Origin of the sequence: Fibrobacter sp. UWEL (assembly GCF_900142535.1) — a bacterium.
Lineage (GTDB): Bacteria > Fibrobacterota > Fibrobacteria > Fibrobacterales > Fibrobacteraceae > Fibrobacter.
In genome coordinates, this window is sequence record NZ_FRBE01000006.1 from 9,413 (window position 1) to 30,562 (window position 21,150).

Annotated in this window: 17 protein-coding genes; 14 read left to right on the plus strand and 3 right to left on the minus strand. The window is 50.8% G+C overall.

The window, feature by feature from the left end:
- Window positions 1-4: 4 nt before the first annotated feature.
- The 5 genes from BUB59_RS05290 to BUB59_RS05310 all read left to right on the plus strand — a co-directional run bounded on the left by BUB59_RS05290 (window position 5) and on the right by BUB59_RS05310 (window position 9,025).
- Window positions 5-3,730 carry a UvrD-helicase domain-containing protein gene (locus BUB59_RS05290; protein ID WP_073226592.1) on the plus strand — a complete coding sequence of 1,242 codons (3,726 nt, stop codon included), beginning with the start codon at window positions 5-7 and terminating at the stop codon, window positions 3,728-3,730.
- Window positions 3,723-5,741 carry an ATP-dependent DNA helicase gene (locus BUB59_RS05295; RefSeq protein WP_073226595.1) on the plus strand — a complete coding sequence of 673 codons (2,019 nt, stop codon included), beginning with the start codon at window positions 3,723-3,725 and terminating at the stop codon, window positions 5,739-5,741. The genes BUB59_RS05290 and BUB59_RS05295 overlap by 8 nt, the downstream gene beginning before the upstream one ends.
- A 337-nt stretch (window positions 5,742-6,078) precedes the next feature.
- Window positions 6,079-6,936, plus strand: a complete 858-nt coding sequence (locus BUB59_RS05300; protein WP_073226978.1) for a TIGR02147 family protein — start codon at window positions 6,079-6,081, stop codon at window positions 6,934-6,936.
- Between the two features lie 35 nt (window positions 6,937-6,971).
- Window positions 6,972-8,168, plus strand: a complete 1,197-nt coding sequence (locus tag BUB59_RS05305; protein ID WP_143160243.1) for a DUF4198 domain-containing protein — start codon at window positions 6,972-6,974, stop codon at window positions 8,166-8,168.
- Window positions 8,168-9,025: a methyltransferase domain-containing protein gene (locus tag BUB59_RS05310; protein ID WP_073226600.1), complete on the plus strand. Its 858-nt coding sequence runs from the start codon at window positions 8,168-8,170 to the stop codon at window positions 9,023-9,025. The genes BUB59_RS05305 and BUB59_RS05310 overlap by 1 nt, the downstream gene beginning before the upstream one ends.
- Before the next feature lie 30 nt (window positions 9,026-9,055).
- On the opposite strand, the gene BUB59_RS05315 is transcribed toward BUB59_RS05310, so the two are convergent.
- Window positions 9,056-10,282, minus strand: a complete 1,227-nt coding sequence (locus BUB59_RS05315; protein WP_073226603.1) for a hypothetical protein — start codon at window positions 10,280-10,282, stop codon at window positions 9,056-9,058.
- Window positions 10,283-10,346: 64 nt separating this feature from the next.
- On the minus strand, window positions 10,347-11,420 hold the full coding sequence (locus BUB59_RS05320; RefSeq protein WP_073226606.1) for a hypothetical protein: 1,074 nt from the start codon (window positions 11,418-11,420) through the stop codon (window positions 10,347-10,349).
- A gap of 169 nt (window positions 11,421-11,589) precedes the next feature.
- Here BUB59_RS05320 and BUB59_RS05325 point away from each other — a divergent pair, with 169 nt between their 5' ends.
- Entirely contained in the window at window positions 11,590-12,306 is a 717-nt protein-coding gene (locus BUB59_RS05325) for a glutamine amidotransferase-related protein (RefSeq protein ID WP_083540184.1), read from the plus strand.
- On the opposite strand, the gene BUB59_RS05330 is transcribed toward BUB59_RS05325, so the two are convergent.
- On the minus strand, window positions 12,303-12,845 hold the full coding sequence (locus BUB59_RS05330) for a nitroreductase (protein ID WP_073226612.1): 543 nt from the start codon (window positions 12,843-12,845) through the stop codon (window positions 12,303-12,305). The two genes, BUB59_RS05325 and BUB59_RS05330, sit on opposite strands and share 4 nt — an antisense overlap.
- A gap of 66 nt (window positions 12,846-12,911) precedes the next feature.
- On the opposite strand from BUB59_RS05330, the gene BUB59_RS05335 reads away from it, so the two are divergent.
- From BUB59_RS05335 to yihA, 8 genes are all read left to right on the plus strand, one after another.
- Window positions 12,912-13,856 carry a DHH family phosphoesterase gene (locus tag BUB59_RS05335; RefSeq protein ID WP_073226615.1) on the plus strand — a complete coding sequence of 315 codons (945 nt, stop codon included), beginning with the start codon at window positions 12,912-12,914 and terminating at the stop codon, window positions 13,854-13,856.
- 230 nt (window positions 13,857-14,086) lie between these two features.
- The gene (locus tag BUB59_RS15340; protein WP_073226619.1) at window positions 14,087-17,035 is read left to right on the plus strand and encodes a rhamnogalacturonan lyase family protein; all 2,949 of its coding nucleotides are present in this window, start codon (window positions 14,087-14,089) and stop codon (window positions 17,033-17,035) included.
- Between the two features lie 160 nt (window positions 17,036-17,195).
- Window positions 17,196-17,411, plus strand: a complete 216-nt coding sequence (locus BUB59_RS05345; protein ID WP_073226622.1) for a hypothetical protein — start codon at window positions 17,196-17,198, stop codon at window positions 17,409-17,411.
- 118 nt (window positions 17,412-17,529) lie between these two features.
- On the plus strand, window positions 17,530-17,790 hold the full coding sequence (gene hisE / locus BUB59_RS05350; RefSeq protein ID WP_073157733.1) for a phosphoribosyl-ATP diphosphatase: 261 nt from the start codon (window positions 17,530-17,532) through the stop codon (window positions 17,788-17,790).
- Window positions 17,787-18,626 (plus strand): ATP phosphoribosyltransferase, encoded by an 840-nt coding sequence (gene hisG, locus BUB59_RS05355; protein WP_073226625.1) that lies wholly within the window; start codon window positions 17,787-17,789, stop codon window positions 18,624-18,626. The genes hisE and hisG overlap by 4 nt, the downstream gene beginning before the upstream one ends.
- Window positions 18,626-19,858, plus strand: a complete 1,233-nt coding sequence (locus BUB59_RS05360) for an EAL and HDOD domain-containing protein (RefSeq protein ID WP_083540185.1) — start codon at window positions 18,626-18,628, stop codon at window positions 19,856-19,858. The genes hisG and BUB59_RS05360 overlap by 1 nt, the downstream gene beginning before the upstream one ends.
- Before the next feature lie 3 nt (window positions 19,859-19,861).
- Window positions 19,862-20,458 (plus strand): recombination mediator RecR, encoded by a 597-nt coding sequence (gene recR, locus BUB59_RS05365; protein ID WP_073226628.1) that lies wholly within the window; start codon window positions 19,862-19,864, stop codon window positions 20,456-20,458.
- On the plus strand, window positions 20,455-21,150 hold the full coding sequence (gene yihA / locus BUB59_RS05370; protein ID WP_234979955.1) for a ribosome biogenesis GTP-binding protein YihA/YsxC: 696 nt from the start codon (window positions 20,455-20,457) through the stop codon (window positions 21,148-21,150). Before recR ends, yihA begins: the two co-directional genes overlap by 4 nt.

Genomic DNA, 21,150 nt, shown 5'->3' on the forward strand with positions numbered 1-21,150 from the left:
GAATATGAATTTTGATAGTCTGAACATCGGTTCCAACAACAGTTTCGATCCGTCCAAGAGCCTCTGCATCGAGGCCTCCGCAGGAACGGGCAAGACATACACCATCCAGCAGATTGTGGCACGTCTCATTAACGACGGCACACCGCTGAGCAAGATTCTCATTGTCACCTACACGGAAAAGGCCGCTGGTGAATTGAAGGATCGTATCCGCAAAAAAATTGAGGAAGTTCTCGACACCCAAAGATTGAATAAGGACAACAAGGACGATCCTGATTTCAACAAGGTGAAGGACATCCAGCTTTTCGCAGAAGCTTTGCGTGAAGTAGACAACGCCCCCATTTTCACCATCCATTCTTTCTGCCAAAAAACACTTCGCGAGAACGCCTATGACGCAGGCCGACCTTTTGACATGGCCATGATCGACGAAAACTTCGTGGAAGGAATTGTGGCGGAATGGTCCCGCAGCAAATGGCTTGACAACCAGCTTTATCAAATCCTGTTGAGCGCAGGCGTCAAGGCACAAAGCCTTATTGACGGACTTTCCGCATTGCTCTGCAATTCCATCAATATGTATAAAGGCGCCGACAACAATGGAAGCGAAATCGTCAAGTTGAGTGAGCCAAAGGGTTTGACCTTCGGCAACATTAGCGCTACCCGTGACGAAGTTTGTGCCATGCTGGAACAAGGTGGCTTTGCAGGGCTCCTGAAAATCAAGGCTGTAGGCGAAGCTTATCTCACCTTGAAAAAATATGAAGACGCCACCTTTGATGCAGTTCAGCACCAGAAGAATAAGGACGTAGCCAAAAACGGCAAAAGCGTCAAGGCATTCCTTGAAACCCTGGAAGTGTGGGACGGCAGCGGCGACAAAAAGATTTTCGGCACGCCGCAGTTTGGTAACGAACTGATCAGCGCCCAGCCTGCAGAACTTTTCGATGCGCTGAACCTTTTCTACGAAGGCTTGGACGATTCCGCTGGTATTTACAAAAAGATCGGGAATGTCATCAAGAACATTTTCCTCTTTGAGCAGACTCCGGATTTGTTCAGCAAGTGGCAATCCTACAAGGACACCCACAAGTGTCAATCCTACAATGACATGATTTTGTCGGTGCATCACGCAGTTCTCGCCAAAGATTCTAAGGGTGGCGAGTCTCTGCTTTGCAAGAAACTCCGCAAGCAGTATCGTTATGCGATCATTGATGAATTCCAGGATACCAACCAGCTGCAGTGGGATATTTTCAAGCAGTTGTTCAGCCCCATCTTTGTGGTAGGCGACCCCAAGCAATCCATCTATAGTTTCCAGGGCGCAGACGTTAACGTCTACCAGAAGGCTATTGAACATATTAAGACCGTAGGCGTCAAGAATGATTTGGTAAACAACTTCCGTTCTACCAAGAGCATTATTGAAGGTTGCAACCACCTTTTTGAAGCTGTTGAAGGCAAGGACTTTTTCGCCAAGACTCAAAGCGACGAAGCTCCGGAAAATTCAGAATCTCCGGACGTTGCCGCAATCACCTTCACGGAATCTCATTTCCCGGAAGGCGCCATCAAGCAAGAACCCACATTCAATGGCAAACCGCAGTTGCCCTTCATCATTCCCGAAAAGGAAATTGATGAAACAGCCTTCGCTCAGGCGGCTGTAGAAAAGATTGTTGAGTTCTGCACATTCAAGAATGTAGATGGCACGCCCAAAACCGCATTGCAGGTTTTCGATAAGGACAATCCCAAAGAACTGCGAAACGTTACCTTCAAGGATTTCGCGGTTCTTGCCCGCACCCGTTCTGAAATGGAAATCATTGAAGACGTCATGCGAAACGCAGGCGTTCCCTTCGCCCGCTATAAGGACACCAACCTGTTTAACGGCAGGGAATGTGCAGAATGGATCGCGTTGTTCAAGGCCATCGACGCCAACGACTTTACAGCCCGTAACCGCAGGCTTTTAAACGAAGTTCTGATTACGGACTTTTTCCGCGTAAAGCTTTCGGACGCCGAAAAGGATCTCTTTGATGATCCCATGAATATTGTCCGCCAGCGAATCCAGGAATGGAAAGCTCTTGCAGAAAAAAGACGTTTTGCAGAATTACAGGAAAAGGTCTACGAGCATACTCAGGTAGAAAAGCACCTGATGGATCTTTCCATGCTGCAGAACCTGGCAAAGCTCCGTCAGATTGGTAACTACTGCATCGCATTCCTCTATCAGAATAACGCAAGCCTCAGCGACATTATCCGCCATCTGGAAGGTCTACGTAACGACAACGCCGACACCGATGACGAAGACGGCAACCTGGTGGCCAAGGGAACGGACTTCGACGCCGTTCAGGTCATGACCATTCACGCATCCAAGGGTTTGGAATTTCCCGTAGTCATTTCCGTCGCAGGCTTCAAACAGTTTAACGATAACGTCAGCGGACCCTTCATCTATCACGAAGGGGAATCCACCAAGATGGGTTTTGAAAGCGAGGATAAGGCTGTTCGCAAGTCCGAAGAAATCGAAGAATGGAAACGTCTGTTCTACGTGGATTTCACCCGCGCCTCCTCCGTCCTGATTATGCCCCGCTATCTCAAATGGCATGTAAAAGACAGCGATGCTTACAAACCTGAATTTGAATTTCTGGGACGTGCGTTCAACAACCTGTGGGACAACCATAAGGAATATGCGGAACCGCTTCCCGAATGCAAATGGAATCCAGAACGTCCCGGCCTGTTGCGTGACATCGTGAAGACTCAAATCCTGAAGCCTCTCAGCGATTCCTCCCGCGGAGAACAGGATGCAGGCTCCCGTGAGCAGCAAGAACTTTATGCAGATGAACTGCAGAAGAACATGGCCAAGCTCAGTGTTCTGCAATTCTCCTACTCCACATTGAACGGCAAGGCCGACGAATCCGTCAGCGAAACCGGTGGAGATCGTTCCAATAAGGACGACGGCAACGACGCCCAAGGTGCAGCAATTCAAGCTAGCCTGATTAAATATCCCAAGGGCAACAAGCTGGGTAACGCACTCCATTCCATTTTTGAAAATTTGAAATTCCAGGAATTCGGTCAGATCGTTAAAACTCTGGAATCCGCTAAGAATCACGCCCAGCTGGTGAACCTTATTGACGATCATTTCAAGAAACAAGGTCTCCCCATCTGGAAGCATCAAAAGGAATGGACAGACTATACCGCAGAAATAGTGTGGAACACCCTTCACGCGGAACTTCCTGCCATTACCGGCGGGGAGCATACCGAGGAATCCTTCCCGCTGGTAAGCATCCCCACCAGCTGTATCAAGAAGGAATGTCAATTCAACGTGAATGCCACTCTTGCAGAATGTGGCGAAGCCAGCGATTATATCGTCCGCATGTTCAAGGGCTTTATGGACATGGTCTTTGTCCGCAATAATCGCTACAGCATTCTGGACTGGAAATCCGACGTCCTTGAAAACGACATCTACAGCGATGCAGCCGTCCAGGCAAAGGTAGACGAGGACTACTCCATCCAGCGAGTTCTTTACAGCTATTGCCTCATCAAGTGGCTCAAGCAATTCTATTCGGAAAAATCCGACGAAGAAATTTTCAATCAGCACTTCGGTGGTATTTACTACGTCTTCCTTCGCGGCACCTGCGAGGGCAAGGGCAGCGGCATTTACGCCCACACCTGGAAAACATTTGACGATTTGCAAAAAGCCTTCGATAAAATTAAGAGTCTGATGACCAAGAAAAAAGCACAGGAAGGAGACGAAGACAATGACTAAGGATATCATCACAAATGGTTCTGTCTCTCAATTCTTCGACTTGCTGCGAGAGGCCCGAGGTATCGCCGCCATTAACGCGCACCTTCAAAAGTTCGTACAGGATTTACAGCCCGACATTTCCGCAGACGCCCAGAAATATCTCCTGATGCTTTTATCCCTCCAGGAAGAGGGCAATACCCGTTTTTCCCTGGATCCCGAAATTTTCTACAAGAAATGGGAAACCAAGTGGAACGGATTGATGCTAAGCATTGACGCCGCAGAAATGCCCAGCGCCAGTGATTTTAAATCCGTAGTGGAAAAAGGCATCGTAGACATCCGTCAAAACAAGTACACCAACATCATTGATTGGAACGGCACCACCAAACTTTTCGTGGTGAAGGAAAATTTCATTTTCGCCACCAAGTACTACAAGGCAAAAGTTGCCATCGAAAACGCAGCCACTACTCACTTTACCGACGGCAAGAACTTCCCCGAAGCCGACGTAAAGAAATGCACCCAGAAGGTAGCTACACTCCACAAGAAGAATCCGCGATTCACCAACGAAGAAAATCCTCAAGGAGAATTCCGAATTAACGAAGAGCAGGCTCAGGCCATTCTTCGCGGGCAAAAGGAAAATCTAATTATTACAGGCGGCCCCGGTACCGGCAAGACCACCGTGGTTCTCTACATCCTGTGGAATCTTCTGGAAAACAACCCTCAGTACCTTGAGGATTGGGAAATCAAGCTGGCAGCTCCCAGCGGAAAGGCCGCCGACCGCATGCGCGAAAGTATTGCAGGCGGCCTAGCCGACATCAATGACGAATTTAAGAACAGTCCTATATTCAAGAAGTTGGAAGGTCTTGAAAGTTACACCATCCATCGTCTGCTCAAGTACCTCCCCAAAACAGGAAAGTTCTACTACAATAGCGAAACCCAATTCAGCGAAAGGACCATTTTCGTCATTGACGAAGCCAGCATGATTGACATCTCGCTGTTCGCCGCTCTTTTGCAGGCCATTGCCGCGGGCTCCCGCATTTTCATTCTAGGCGATCCGTTCCAGCTCCCTTCTGTGGAAGCAGGTGCTGTTCTGGGAGAAATCCTCTCCCATCAAAATAGGAGTCGCAATTTTGTGGTGAAGCTCTTGAAGTCCAACCGCTTTACCGATGATTCAAACATCGGGCAGCTAGCCCACGCCATCCAGGCCCGTGCGGAAGGATCCGAAACCGGTCCCGTTTCCTTCCTGGAAATTCAGGAAAAAGTCCGCGAAGCCGCCCGACACAAAAACCGCACAGAACCCAAGGACAAAATCCTGCTGAAATCTCTGGATGGAATGGGCGGGCTGTTCGAGGAACAGGTCCAGAATCTGGTTTGCGAAACTCTGGAACCCTTCAGCATCCTGCCGGAACTTGCAGAACAAATCATCCCCGACGCTTCCCTCCTGAATGAACAGCAGAGAGACGAACAAAACAGCATTCGTGAAAAACTCTGGAACTTGACCCTCTCCCTGCGATTACTTTCCGCAGAACGCAGAGGCACCTGCGGGGTAGAAAACCTCAACAAGGTGGCCTGCAAGAAAATTCGCGGTCACTGGATCAATTACTGCCGCCGATTCGCACCGGATTTCGTCCCCCCGCGAAGCAGGTACTTCCCGGGACAGCTCCTGATCCTCACCCAGAATCAGGCCATGTACAAGTTGTATAACGGCGACACCGGAGTGGTGATTTTCCACGAGGAACGTCCCTACCTCATGTTGAAGAAGGACGATTTCGTCTTTTACCCCCTCTCCCTGCTGCCCGAGGACTCCCTGGAACCGGCTTTTGCCATTACCATCCACAAGTCCCAGGGGTCTGAGTACAAGCACGTAACCATGTTCCTACCCAAACAGAAGGGTCACCCCCTGCTCACCAACCAGATTCTCTACACGGGCATCACCCGCGCCAAGGAAGAAGTGGTCATTATCGCCACCCCCGAGGCCTTCGACGACGCCTGTTGTACAGTTACGGAACGCGAAACCGGGATTATAATGATGTAGGGGGGGGGCGCAGACCTTTTGTGTTTGAGGGGCGCTAAAGCGCCTCCTCAAAGGCTGTCGAGATGGCTTTGCGGGCTTTCGCCCGCTCGCCTAGGCATTTAGACGTTCTAAACCGCCGAGTGGAACGCGAGGCGGCAGGACTTTGCGTAGCAAATGTCCTGGGGGGTCCAGGGGGCAAAGCCCCTTGCGTCTTGAAAAATGGCGATTTTTCAACAAAATCGCCATTTTTCGTAAAATACGGGTTTTACAACACCTGTTGAAAAAATTTCAACGGCATTTCTCAACACCCCCTTTAAGGTTGAACTCTAGATAACTACTTTTGTATAAATTTATGAACATGCCTGAAGTATTAGAGTATCTAGAATATCGCGAATTTTTGAGAGATTGGTTTGTCGAGACTAAAAAGGACAATCCGTTCACCTCATACCGCTATCTCGGCCAAAAGACCGGCGTTGACCCGGCCTGGCTTGTTCGTGTATTCCAGAAGGAAGGCCACCTGAACGAAAGCACCCTGCCGGTGTTTATCCGCCTTTGCGGTCTGGACGACCGTCGTGCCGAATACTTCAAGACTCTTTACCGTTTTAACAAGACCAAGGCGAAGCAGGCTCTTTCTGAACTGTACTACCGCCTGATGGAACTGCGCTCCCTGGAAACCCGCGTTCTTTCTACGCCGGAACTTTCCTACTTCGGTAGCTGGGCATGCGCCGCTCTCCGCGCCCTCATTGGCATTACCAAGGACACCAGCGATTTGAACAAGCTGGCAGCCAACCTGACTCCGGCTATTTCTCAGGACGAAGCCCGCAATGCACTGGGCGTCATGAAGCAGCTGGGCCTTGTTGTCCCCGATGGAAACGGCGGCTGGAACATTACAGACCAGATCGTAAGTACCGGCGGCGAAGTGAAGAGCACTGCCGTCCGAGACTTCCACAGACGCACTCTGGAACTGGCACTGGAATCCATTGACCGTCATAAGCCCGACGATCGTGACATCTCCAGCGTGGTATTTACCGCCGATGAGTCCGACCTTCCGGAAATCCGCCATCGTATCGAGGAATTCCGTCGTGGCCTCCTGCAGTTTGCCCGCAAGAGCGAACGTGCCGATCGCGTCTATGCACTGAACATCGCAATGTACCCCCTGTCCAACAAGGTGGACGACCCCTGCACGGGTTCTGAGCCTCCTAAGAAGGGGGCGTAATGAGACACTTCAGCGATTTTTTATATCTTTTGGACATGCATAAGTCTTACAGAACATTAGCTGTTTCTGCAGTCCTTGGCTTTGGCCTTGGTCTTTCAGCATGTTCTGATAGCCAAGTCGCAGGTGGCGGTCCCTCCGGTTCCGAAGCGGGCAACGCCATTACCGCACAGCTTTTGACCGCAGACGCAAAGCCTGCCACCTCGGCAAAGATCAAGATTATCGACAGCGAAAGCCTGGATGGCGCAGCTAGTGCACGCATCGTCAAAGCAGATCGTAACGGCAACATCACCATTCCCGATATGCCAAAGGGTAGCTACATTCTGGAAGCAACCCAAGGTGATGAAGCGCTCCAGATGAGTATTGACTACGATGGTAACAAGCAGGAATTAGGTCTTGCCGCCCTGGAAAAAACCGTCAGTGTTTCTGGTAAGGTTAGCGAAAGTAACGGTACCATCAAGATTCGCGGCATGGACCATTCCGCCCCCGTTGTAGATGGCAACTTCACAATCAACTCCTTACCTGCAGGCGCCATAAGCCTGGTATTCGTTCCCAGTGAATCCATCGACACCTCCATGTCCTATGTGGCAGTGGAAGCCGGCGAACAAATTGAAGCAAAGTCCTTTGCAGAAGAAAAGGAAGCATTGCTCCTGGAAGACTTCCAGGACAGCAATTACCAGCACCGTTTTATGCTGCCCCACACCTATGACGGTGGTTGGTGGTATTTCACCATGGAAGAAGACGCTGTTGAAGCGCAAAACCTGACTAAAGACGGTCTCATCTCCTTGGATAAGGAAGAAAACGGCAACATCGCAGCCCACGTTCAAATGGTTATCAACAATGGTGGATGGGCACTTATAGGAGTAGAACTCGGCAAGAGCGACAAGAAGCTATGTAACGACATTTCCTCCGTTGAATCCGTTTCCTTCAGAGCCAAGGGCGCAGCCACCCTCGTATTTAAGGTAATGCACATTCCCGACAGAGACTCTACCGAAGAATACAAGGAAAATGTCATCTTCGAAAGCGAGTTCAAACCCAACGATGATTGGAGTACATTTACCATGCCCATCGCCGAACATGTACAACCTGGTACAAGTTTGACCTGCGCTACCCAGATTGCATGGCTCTTCAAGTATGTTAAACCGGCAGATGGCGAAGACACGCCCGTAAGCGAGCTGTGGCTGGATGACATCAAACTGATTGGCGGCGATCGCCAGCAGATTTGGGCACGCTAATGAGCGATAAAGATTGCAGCCAAAGCTACAATCCCAAAGCCGTCACATCTAACCAGACGGACATTTATAAAAATCTTGAACAGGTGGTTCGCAAGTATGCAGCCACCCGTTTTTTACGCCCGGTAGCAGACCATACCCGCGAGGCTTTTGAGTCCGCAAGACAGTTCGTCCAGAATTTTTATGAGACCACCGGCTCAATTCCAGTTGTCATCCCCGGCTCGACCGGGGATCTTACAGATCCAATCGCGAAGGGAGCGTTTCCCGTTATTCTAGACTCCGGTTGCGGCACGGGAGAAAGCACCCTCCATCTGGCCCGCAGGTTTCCAGGCGTACCCGTCATCGGGATCGACAAGTCCGCCGTCCGTCTGAATAAGGCGGGAAACGAACATCAGCTAGAAAATGTTTCACCGCTAGATTCTCGCCTTCGCGAGAATGACAAAGAGAATCTCGCGGTACCCGCCAATGCATTCTGGGTCCGCGGAGAACTTCTGGATTTCTGGCGCTTGGCGCTGGACGAAGTACAGGCTGGCCGCTGGACCATCCCGCATCACGCAGTCTTTTACCCCAATCCTTGGCCTAAGGAAAGTGAAGCCACCCGCAGGTTCCACCTCCATCCCATTTTTTCCACCATGATGGCCTTGGGACACGTCACGGAGTTACGTACCAACTGGGAAATCTACGCCAGGGAATTTGCAGAAGCCGCCCGCATCCTGGCAGACAGCAACGCCTCGGCCGACTCACCAATCTTGCCCACCATCACTTGCGAAGCCTTCCAGCCGATCCATCCGGAAACCGCCTTCGAGCGCAAATACAAAGAAGCCCGCCAACAGTTGTGGCGGGTCCTCGTCCAAAAGTAATCTTGCCCTCCGGCAAACTCAGGGATCTAATTAGAACTTGCGATCCTTGATCCAGTTCAGGAAGCCCTTGGTACCGCGAGTGAACTTCACTTCGATTTCAGCACCATCCCTCACGATGAATTCGGTCAGGCCATACTTGCCACCATCGGTGCGGCCCCAGTCATAGGTGTAACCCAAACGAGTCCACATAAAGCCACCATCTCTGGACTTTGCCTTGTGTTCCGTTTCCTGGAACCAGTTCTTGAACCACATGGCGTTATCGCTGGTGTCTTCTTCAAAGCTAGAAGAGAAAGCGGCATTCATCATCACGTCACCCGTTTCAGGCACATAGGCGGGGCGGAACACATCCTTCACGTTAGCCCAATAAACAGTAAAATAACCAGCATCGAAATCCGGAGATTTACCGAAGAGCTGTTTCAGTCGCAGATTCCAGTTGGTCACCTTGTCGTTATTTTCCTGGAACCACTTCAGGAATTCCTTGTCGGCAAATGCCCACAGGGTTTCGCCATCCAGCTTGACGGTAGAATTGTCAGTATACTTGTTCGCATCATTGTGCCAGGAGACCAACACCACCTGGGAGTTGTCACCGCTGGTCTGAGCAAGACCGCGACCATCCAGAGCCACCAGCGGGTAGGCATCTTCAGCAGTCAAGTTGCGAGAGGCTTCAAGAGCAGTTTCGTAATTAGCGCGATTCAGGGAGTCACGATCCATGAAGGAAACCGTGTTGCCCTTGGTGTCAATCACATCGCAGTAAGGAACATCACCATACTTCAGGGCTACTTCATTCTGCATGAACTGTTCGGACAGCAAATCGTCATCATGATTGAACAGCTTGTCATTTTCCAGGAAGGAAATCACAATCTTGCAGAAGCCAGATTCGGGAATCTTCACGGAAACGGGGAATGCCTTCTTGCCATTGTCTGCAGTATCCAGCACCAGCTTGCTTTCTTCATTGGAGCAGGTATATTCGTAGGAATACAGGGTGGCAATACCCGGCTTCATTTCGCTGTAGAACAGGTTATCCTGTTCGTTGCTCCAGCTAGGCTTCACAAGAATCTTGGATTCACCCAAGGTCATATACTGGGGAGCAATATCAGAACAGTAGAAAGCAGCCTGACGGAATACGCCAATGACACCAGTCTTGTTCTGGAATGTTTCAGGCTTATTCATCTGATTGCCACGGGCGCAGGCAACCAGAGCAGAGCTGGCAGCCACCACAGCGGCAGAGACGAGAGCGGTCTTGATAAACTTGTTCATTATTTTCACCTCTTAATTCGGGGCGAAATATAGAAAGAACAAAGCTATCGTAAAGAAGAGAAACTTATTTCAATCCCTCAAAGAAGGCTTGAAGGGCAGCCGGATCCGAGGAAATCCAGAATCCTTCATTTTCGGTATAGCCCGAAGGTTGAATGGTTCGCTTCAGCAAAACGTTGAATTTCTGGTCATTCATCTCCCACAGTTCCATTTCGGGAGCGGAGTCTTTGTACAAAGTAATCACGACATCGTTTTTCGTAGGAGCTCTTTCGCTCATGGCGAAGGTTTCCAGAGTCGGGCGTTTCAGCAAGCCCGCAAGAGTTTGCATTTGTTTTTCATCAAGAGCAAATGACTTTTCCGCCTGGGTTGCCATACTGGAATCAAAGAACACCACTTCCACGCGATTCCAGCGGGCAAAACGTTCTGCCAAAGGTTCACCGACAGCCGTATCCGCAGGAAGAATCATTTCTTCCAGCATATTCACTGCATTTTCAGACATGCCCTTTACGGACGAATCCAGCTTTGAAATTTCAGAGGCGGACTGAGCCACACGATTGCGGATAGAATCACGCTCCATATTTTTCTTTGCCTTGCGGGCAGCGCCAAACTGAGGCATGGTCAGCACAGGCCTTGCACTTCCGGCGGAGTCCTGAAGTTCGCTTTCGGCGGGAGCGTTGTCCCCACAGCCCATAAACTGGGCACCCTGATCTTTCAGAAACTTGTGGATCTTGGCAATGCGGCGAGGAACCCACGCGCCCAACACATCATCGCGACGGATGCGGTCCGTCAGACGGAATTCTCCCAACAGGACCGTATCGCGGTAAAACTCCAAACGAGCACCCACCTTGCAATCCGTATTGGAGGTATCCTGAGCGGCCCACCCGCCATTCGTCTTCAAAAGCTGTACGAAATTTTCGTAAAGACGGCCGCTAATCACCTTGCGACGTTCCTCTTTCCCCAACCCCACGGAAGCAACCATCACCATATTGGCATCAGCGGCAACAGAAAACAACGTCACTTCCTTTTCCTGAGACCCCGCTGACACCAAGGTCTCGGATTCCAAAGTTCCTTTGGAAGGCATCAAGAACCAGGCAAGACCAGCAACAATCACCAAGGCAAAAACAATCAAAATCTTTTTCATACGGATATAAAATAAAAAATGACAATTACACATTCTGGAACAGAAAAATCAACAAATCCCCCAAATAGAAAAGAAGTGTAAAGAAAAGTCCTTTTCCGCCAAAAATATCCGTAAAAAAACATTTTTTGGCCACTTTCCAAAATAATAGGCCCTTCCTAACTTCGCAAGTATGAAGACGAACCTGATAATTTTAGACATGGGCAGCACCTATGCGGATCTTGTAGAACGCATTGGGGATTTTTCCGAATGGATTTATGAAAGAGTTCCCGAGGAACTGAAAACATCCACCGCCATCGTGTCCCACCAGGATTTACCTCGTTACGTCAGGTCTCACGAAATTTCAGGAATCATCATTACCGGTTCCCACGACATGGTCACGGATCCGGATAGAGACCATGCGCTTTGCTTTGATACGCTGCAGGACCTGCTGGAAGCCCGCCCCTTCCTACCCGTTTTTGGAATTTGTTATGGTCACCAGCTCCTGGCTCACCTGCTGGGTGGTAAGGCCGCCCCCAAGCCCGAAGGCCCGGAAATCGGTCTTAAGGAAATCTCCTTCATCGTAAGCGACGACGAAATCTTTGGAGGATACAGCAAGAAGGAGGTTCCCTTCTACTGCGTCCATTACCAATGCGCCGAGGAAGTTCCCCCGGGAGCAAAGGTTTTCGCCACCAGCGAACAGGAAGAACATCACGCCTTCCGCATCCGCAACTGCTGGGGCGTACAGTTCCATCCGGAATTTCCAAAGGAAGCGGATCTCTATTACGAAAGAGCCAATAGCCCTATTGACGGTATAGAAAAAAGACTCCTCCAGATTCAGGAGGAGTACGTGGAAAACGATCTGATCGCTCGGTTCTGCCGGTTCGTGGCAAAGCCCAGCGAAGATTAGCGGATATAATAAACGTAATTTTCCTTACGGGGCAGAGCCTTGGGGACGGGAGTCAAGCGATATCCCAGAGCCACATGGCCAATGCCTTCGTAGTTTCCCTTGATGCCCAGCTTTTCCAGAATGGACTTGCCGAACTCGCTCTCGAATTCCTGGCGAGCACGGTGGATCCAGACGCTACCCAAGCCAATGCTAGCGGCGGCGTTCATCAAGTTGCCCATAACGAGACTTCCGTCATTGATGTAAGTTCCGGAACCGTTGTTTGCATCTCGGTCCGCAATTACGATAAGAATAACGGGTGCTCCATAGAAAGGATCGAACCCCTCATCCCAACCGCCGATCTTGCGATTTTCCTCCGCAATCTGGTCGCGCATTTCCTTGTTGGTAACCGCGATGATAATGGAAGACTGCTGGTTCTTTCCGGAAGGCGCAAAAGTACCTGCGCGGATCACGGCTTCCAATTCTTCGTCCGTGATCATATCCGGCTTGAACTTACGGCAGCTACGGCGGGTTTCCAGGGTCGTTAGAGTTTCATTCTGCATATGAAAGTCCTCAGTTATTTTTTCTAAAAATACAATTTTCTATATATCATCAAAAAGAAGGTTTTTATGACGATTGACGAAATGCTTGAAAAGGCTAGCACTGTTGCAATTTTTGGCCATGTCCGCCCCGACGGAGACTGCATCGGTTCTACCCTAGGTCTCTACAACTACATCAAGGATAACTACCCCCAAATTGACGTCACTGTCTTTGTGGAAGGTTTCCCCGATAGTTACCGCCTGCTGAACGGTTCGGATAAGACCCAGCTGGAATACGACGGTCGCGAAATCGACCTGGCATTTCTGATGGACACCCCCAGCTTTGAACGTTGCGGCGCCAAGGGCGCAGAATGCTTGGCCAAGGCAAAGTTCACCTGCAATATCGACCATCACATTAGCAATCCCCTGAACCTCTGTAACGTGAACATCGTGGAACCGGAAGCAAGTTCCGCCAGCGAAGTTCTGTTCTACCAGCTGAACAAGGATAAGATCAGCAAGAACGCTGCCAACTGCATGTACCTGGGCGTGGTTCACGATACAGGCGCCTTCAAGTTCAGCTGCACCAGCAAGCGCACCATGAACGCCGTGGGCGATTTCATTGACAAGGGTTGCGACTTCGCAAAGATCGTCAACGAAACTTACTACACCCGCAGCTACAAGCAGACGCTCATTACCGGCTTCGCCCTGGAAAAATCCAAGCTAGCTTTGGACGGCAAGGTGGTTTATTCCTACGTCACCCCCGCCGACATGGAACGTTACGACGTGAAGCCTTTTGAAATGGGCACCGTGGTGGACACCCTCCGTGAAGTCAGCGGCACCGAAGTCACCGTCTTCCTGTATCCCGTCAACGGCAAGTACAAAATCAGCCTCCGCTCCAACTACTTCGTAGACGTAAACAAGGTGGTCAGCAACTTTGGCGGTGGCGGCCACGTTCGCGCTGCCGGCGGCGACACGGAATTGGATCCCGAAGTTGCAATCGCAAAGATTGTGGGCCTCATCAAGGAACAGATGTAATTTCCGCGTGTCATCCTGAGCGAAGCCCCAAAGTTCATCATCGTCCCCATCGCCTATGACGACCACAAGGGCGCTGTTTTGTCCACGCAGTTTTGATTGGCAACGGGATATCGCCAGCCCAGTCGTTGTCCCAAGACAACAAAAATTCACTCCAAAAGAAGCACAATTCTATAAAAAAGAGTAGATTTCCTGTAATCATTAGGGACCAAAGTCCCAATTGGAGTGTGTTTATGGGATATGGATTCGTTAAGACCGCTTTAGCCTTTGGGCTAGGGCTTGGTTTGGCTACGCAGGTAAATGCGGCTAGACAGATGGAAAATCTGAGCCGAGGCCTGGTGGCTGCAAATGTCAATAGCGGAATGCTGGTAAGCTGGCGCCTTTTGGGCACCGAAAAACCGACGACCGCTTTCAACCTTTATCGCGACGGCACTAAAATCGCCACAGTGAGTGGAACCCAGGCAACCAATTATCTGGATGCCTCCGGCAAGGCAACTTCCGTTTATACGGTCGCCCCCGTGGTGGATGGAGTGGAGGGAAAGGCCCAGGGTCTATCTTTCGTGTACGATAAAACCTATAAGTTTGGCAACACCTATTTCCCCTACGCCAATCTTTCTGTGGATGTTCCTAAGGACTTGACCATGCCAGACGGCACCACATGCAGTTACACGCCCAATGACATGAGCGTGGGTGATTTGGATGGTGATGGTGAACTGGAATTCATTTTGAAATGGGATCCCAGCAATTCCAAGGACAACTCACAGTCCGGCTATACAGGCAACGTATATCTGGATGGTTATAAGTTTAATGGACAAAAGTTGTGGCGTATTGATCTTGGTCGCAACATTCGCGCAGGCGCTCACTACACCCAATTCATGGTCTATGACCTGGATGGTGACGGCATTGCAGAAATTGCCGCAAAGACCAGCGATGGAACCGTTGACGGTGCAGGAAAGGTTATTGGCGACGCGTCCAAGGACTACCGCACCTCTACCGGAACCATTATGAGTGGTAATGAATTCCTGACGGTGTTCAACGGAACTACTGGCGCCGCAATTCATACTATCGATTACTGGCCCGCCCGTGGCAAGATTACCGGCGACACTTATGGCAATCGAGACAACCGCATGCTTGCAGCAATTGCATACCTGGACGGGGAACACCCCAGCTTGATCATGTGCCGAGGTTATTATACCCAGGCATTCGTTGCCGCCTACGATTTCAAGAATGGAAAGCTGGTAAACCGCTGGCAGTATTCCGCAACCACTTCAGGCCAGGGCCTTTATGGCGAAGGCAATCATAATCTTTCCGTTGGCGATATCAATGGCGATGGCAAGGATGAAATCGTTTACGGTTCTGGAGCATTGAAAGCCGACGGAACCTTGCTGTATCGCACCGGCTTTGGTCACGGCGATGCCATGCATCTTTCCGACATGGATCCGGATCGTACAGGTCTTGAAGTTTACAGTGTTCACGAAGAAAAGAAAAACAAGTATTCCGAAGAATTTCGCGGCCCCGATGGCAAGGTAATCTGGGGTACGGAACAAACCGGCGACGGCGTGGACAACGGCCGCGGTCTTGCCGCAGATATTGATTCAACAAATCGTGGTTTTGAAATGTGGTCAGGTACAAGCGGTGGCGTCCGTACCGTCAAGGGCGAACTGCTTGGCACCAACAAGCCTTCTGTCAATTTCCGCATTTATTTTGATGGCGACCTGCAGGATGAACTGTTGGACGCCACAGGTAGCGGCGGCAGCGGTGGCAAGATTGAAAAGTGGAATTCTACTTCCAAGGCAGTGGACCGCTATTTCAGTTTCTACAACGTAAATAGTTCCACCCTGAATAATTCAACAAAAGCCAACCCTTGTATTTCTGCGGACCTGTTCGGTGACTGGCGCGAAGAATTTATTGCACGCTCCAGCGCAGACCCTTCCTTGTTGACCATTTTCTCTACTCCGGTAAAGACTGATTTTCGCCTATATACACTGCTTCATGATTCACAGTACCGTGTAAGCGTTGCTTGGCAGAATGTGGCTTATAACCAGCCGCCTCACGCAGGTTACTACCTGCCGGATATGGTGAAAAATTTGAAGCAGCCAGATATTTACACCGTATCTACCTCTGGTGAAGTGGTCATGCCGGCCGCAACCATCACAAAGAATGGCGCTGGATCTAGCCGCCAGACGGTGGTGTTAGGCACCGCCATCGCTGACTTCGCTTACGCTTACACCAACTGCACAGGCGTTAAGGTAGAAGGCCTTCCTAAAGGCGTGACAGCAACTCTTAATACCACCGACAAGAAGATTTATATTTCCGGCACTCCTACGGAAGTTGGCACGTTCGCCTTTACGGCTACAACTGTTGGCGGTACTGGTGACGCAGCATCTCTCTCGGGTCAGATTGTGGTCACGGACCCCTCCGTTCCAGAATCTTCCAGCAGTGTCTATGTACCCGAGGAATCCTCCAGCAGCGAGGGCGGCAAGCCGACAGTTTCAACGAACTATCCTTCCGAAGTGAACGCCGCGGTACCGGACGATATGCAGGGCGTTTATGAAGAATATAATGCAGGTTGGCTGGATAGCGGTTACTTCAATTCCGACAACGCAGTTGGAAGCTACGGCACATGGGAACTGTATTCCAAGAAAGCCGGAGATGTCGTGGTAACCATCCGCTTTGCAAACGGCGGCGCAGACCCACGTAATATGACCTTGTCCGTCAATGGCGAGGACGTTCGCGAAATTGAATTCAGCTCCACGGATGGCTGGACCAACTGGGCGGAAACAGAAGTGAAGGTGACCTTTGTGGAAGGCAAGAACGTAATCAAGCTGACATCTACTTCTGCCTTGGGCGGCCCCAACATAGACCTGTTCTATTTCGACCAAGCGGACATTTGTCTCTATCGTGATCACATTGAAGGTCCAACTGCGATAGAAGCCGCCAAGGTTCAGGGAATCAACAGCTACAACGTCCATACCGGAGTTCTCCGTACAGCAACAGCGGGCTTTGCCGAAGTCTATTACTTCGACATGCTAGGCAACATGCGTGTCGGGCATTCCGCCGACGTACCTGCAGGCGAATCCATATTCAAGGTCCATGAGGAACTCTTACCTAAGGGAACCTACATGGTAAAGGTGAAATTGAACGGCAAGATGATTTCCAGCGGAAAAATCTCAAAGTTCTAAAACAAACCGCAAAAAACTTGGCAACAGCCCGGCCTGTAAAGGACGGGTTGTTTTTTGTTCTTAAAGCTTATTTCCGTCCCCAGAACGCTGTCGCTTTCAAAGCGACCCCACCCATTTTCAGAACATTTAGTTTATATGAGTATCCCTAAAGGAGGTTCATATGGCCAAAAGATTCCAGGAAGTCGTCATGTACAGAGACCACTTGCATATGCATGGGGTAATCGATACAAAGACTGGGATATTCAGCAGGTTCTACGATATGGAAAACGACGAGACCGATCGAATCCAGAGAGAAAAGAACATTAGAAACGAAAAGGATTACCCGGAGCAAATGCCCCATGACGGAGCCACAACCATTTTGAGGGAATGGGATTAACCAACCCCATACACTCAATGGAACTATTATAAGGACTAAATCGCAAAATCACAAGCGACCCCATCCTGCGGATTTTCTAAATTTCGTCTCGTATAGAAATAACTAAACGAGGTCAATTATGACGTTTGAAGAAATCTACGCGCTGGTTTGCGAACGCAAGAGAACCATGCCCGAAGGCAAGAGCACCACTGAACTCTTTAAGAAGGGTGCTCACGGCATCGGCAAGAAGCTGGTGGAAGAAGCCGGCGAAAGCTGGATGGCTGCTCGCTACGAAACTCGCGACGACCAGTGCCTGGAACTTTCCCAGGTTCTATACTATGTAGCCTGCATGATGGCAGAAAAAGGTCTCACCCTCGAAGAAGTGTACGCTAAACTATGATTAAGGTAGCTCTCCCGAATAAGGGCATGCTCTTTGAACCCACCCAGGAACTTCTGAAGGCCTGCGGTTACAAGGCATCCAAGCCCTACAAGACTTTGACTCAGATCGACACCAAGAACGGTATCGAATTCTTCTTCCTGCGCCCCAGCGACATTCCTATGTACGTTGGCCGCGGCATCATCGACGCTGGCATTACCGGCATCGACTTCAACGCCGAAGCAAAGAGCCCGGCAGTGAAGGTTCTGGACCTGCCCTTTGGCGCCTCCAAGATGTGTGCCGCAGTTCCTAACGAAAGCCCCATCCAGTCTCTGGAAGAACTGAAGAACTCCACCATCGCCACCTCCTTCCCCAACATCGTGGAAGCTTACTACAAGAAGCCCATGAACTTTGTGGTTCTGGAAGGTGCCGTGGAAATCTCCGTTAGCCTGGGCGTTGCCGACGCTATCGTAGACGTTGTGGAAACCGGTACTACTCTGAAGCAGGCAGGCCTCCGCATTATCGGCGAACCGCTGTTCCGCTCCAATGCAGCCCTTTACTGCAACCCCCAGAAGACCGATCTTGAAGAAGTCAACACTCTGATTCGCCGAATCCAGGGTAAGCTGGTTGCCCAGTCCTACATGATGATCGAATACGACTGCCCCGCCGAAGTGCTGGACAAGGCCGTAGCCCTCACCCCGGGTCTGGACGCTCCTACCGTCGCCAAGCTCCACGGTCGCGACTGGTACTCCGTAAAGGCCATGGTGCCCCAGGAAGATGCCAACGCCATCATGGATAAGCTGTGGGACGCAGGTGCACGCAGCATCCTGCTCTTCGGTATCAAGTCCGCTCGCATTTAATGGAATCACTCGCTTATTTAGCCCGCCAACCCATCCTTGATCGGGACGGGAAGATTTTCGCCTATGAATTGCTGTTCAGAGATTCTCCGACCAGCGATACGGCGATTATTGCCAGCGACGTCCTAGCAACAGCCCAGGTGCTGGAAAACGTACTGAACAACATCGGTATCCAGCGTCTCATTGGCAACAACAAGGCGTTTGTCAACTGCAGCCGCAACATGCTGCTGGACAATTTGTTCGGACTCCTGAACCCCAAGTGCTTTGTGCTGGAAGTTCTGGAAGACGTGGATGTGGACGAAGCCGTTGTGAAGGCCATTCAGAGATACAAGGCCCTGGGTTTTGAAATCGCCCTGGACGACTTCATCTTTAACGAAGACTTTATACAGCGATTCAAGCCTCTGTTCCCTTACGTCAGCTATGTGAAAATGGACGTGGTGGACAACAGCCTGGAAGACATGACCAAGGCCGCAGGATTCTTTAAGGTCCTGGACATCAAACTTCTGGCAGAAAAGGTGGAAGACGAAGCTACCTTCAAGCGCTGTCAGGATGCAGGCTACGATTACTTCCAGGGGTTCTTCTTCGCCAAGCCGGAACTGGTCACTGGCCGCAAGATCGACGCAACCTCCGCAGCAATCCTCCAGTTGATTCTGCTGTTGCGCTCCCGCCCTTCTCTGGAAGACCTGTGCGACAACCTGAACAAGAATCAGGACATCGCCACCAACCTGCTGCGTTTCGTCAACTCCAACACGGATACCAAGCACAGTAAAATTGAAACCGTAAAGGACGCCATCGTCTGGGTGGGCATGAGGAACATTCAGGAATGGTTGATGCTCATGCTGTACGCACGTCCCGAGCTGGGCATGACCCCTCAGGCATCGCCCCTATTCCAGAACGCCAGCCATCGAGCCAAGTTCCTGGAAACCCTGGCCCGGGAGATGGATCCGGAAAACGACGACTTCTGCGCCAAGGCATTTATGGTGGGTCTGCTCAGCCGTATGGACGCGTTGGTCCGTGCCCCGCTGGAAACCATCCTTCCCGACGCACCTACCGACGATGAAATGCAGGAAGCCCTGCTGAACCGCACCGGACGTCTGGGACAGCTCCTCCAGCTGGCAGACGCCGTGGAACTGGATGACAGCCAGGCAATCCAGTCCATCGTTACGGAGCTGAGCATTTCCGCTATTCAATTGAAGTACAGCATTACCGAATCCTACAGCTGGGCCGAGAACTAACAGATGAACGCAGAACCGCAGAGCCTCGTCACCCTTATTGGGGAATTTGCAAGCCTTCCTGGCATCGGGCAGAAAACCGCCCGACGTCTGGCTTACCATATTTTATCCAAGCGCAAGGATGACGTGGAACGTTTTGCGGACAACCTAATTAGCGCCGTCACCAAGGTCCATCATTGCCCCAACTGCTTTGCTTTTACAGATGAAGAAATCTGTGAGACCTGCAAGGGACGAACTGGAGCAAAGTCCATCTGCGTCGTCGAGAAGAGTTCCGACATTATCCCCTTTGAACGCTCTGGCGTCCATAAGGGGCTGTACTTTGTATTGGGCGGTGTCATCTCCCCGCTGGACGGCATCGGTCCGGAGCAGCTCCACCTTCCCCTCCTGGTAAAGCGCATTCAGGACGAAGGCATCGAGGAACTGGTACTCGCCTTAGGTTCCAGTCCGGAAGCGGACAGTACCGCACTCATGATTGACCGCATGCTCCAGAATACCAGCGTAAAGCGTACCCGCCTGGCCCGCGGTATTCCCATGGGCAGCGAACTTGAATTTGTTGATGAAGTCACCATGCTACGAGCTTTCGAAGGGAGAGTATCCTTATGACAGAAATTGCCAAGCCCGCCAAGACGCTACATCCCATGGCCCCCAAGCTGAAGGGTAAAAAAGCTAGACCGCCTAAAGTGCAGACTGCCCAAGCTGTAGTCCAAATCGGCAACTTCAAGATTACCTCCGCCGAATTCGTAAAGGCAGCCACCAGCTTGAAGGGACTTCCCGAGGAACGCCTCCCCCAGGTAGCATTCCTGGGTCGCTCTAACGTGGGCAAGTCTTCCCTCATGAATGCTCTCATGGGCCGCAAGAACCTGGTGAAAGTCAGTTCCACTCCGGGTAAGACCCGCGAAATCAACTTCTTCGGTGTCAACAAGAAATTCTATCTGGTGGACCTTCCGGGCGTAGGTTACGCCAAGGTCAGCAACAACAAGCGCGACGAAATGTCCGACTTCATCCGCGAATACGTGGAGAAGTGCCAGGACCTGAAGGGTCTAATCTATCTGGTAGATATCCGCCACGGCGGTCACGCCATTGACATCGAGACCGTCGAAAGCATTCGCGAATCCGGATGTCCCGTTTTGATCATCGCCAGCAAGCTGGATAAGGTGAACAAGACCGAACTGGCCCAGGGAATGAAGAAAATCCGCGAAAATTTCGATTTGGATGCCGACCCGCTCTGCGTCAGCTCCCTCAAAAAAATTGGACTTGACTATCTTTGGGAAGACATCCTAGAAGCACTTAAGTAA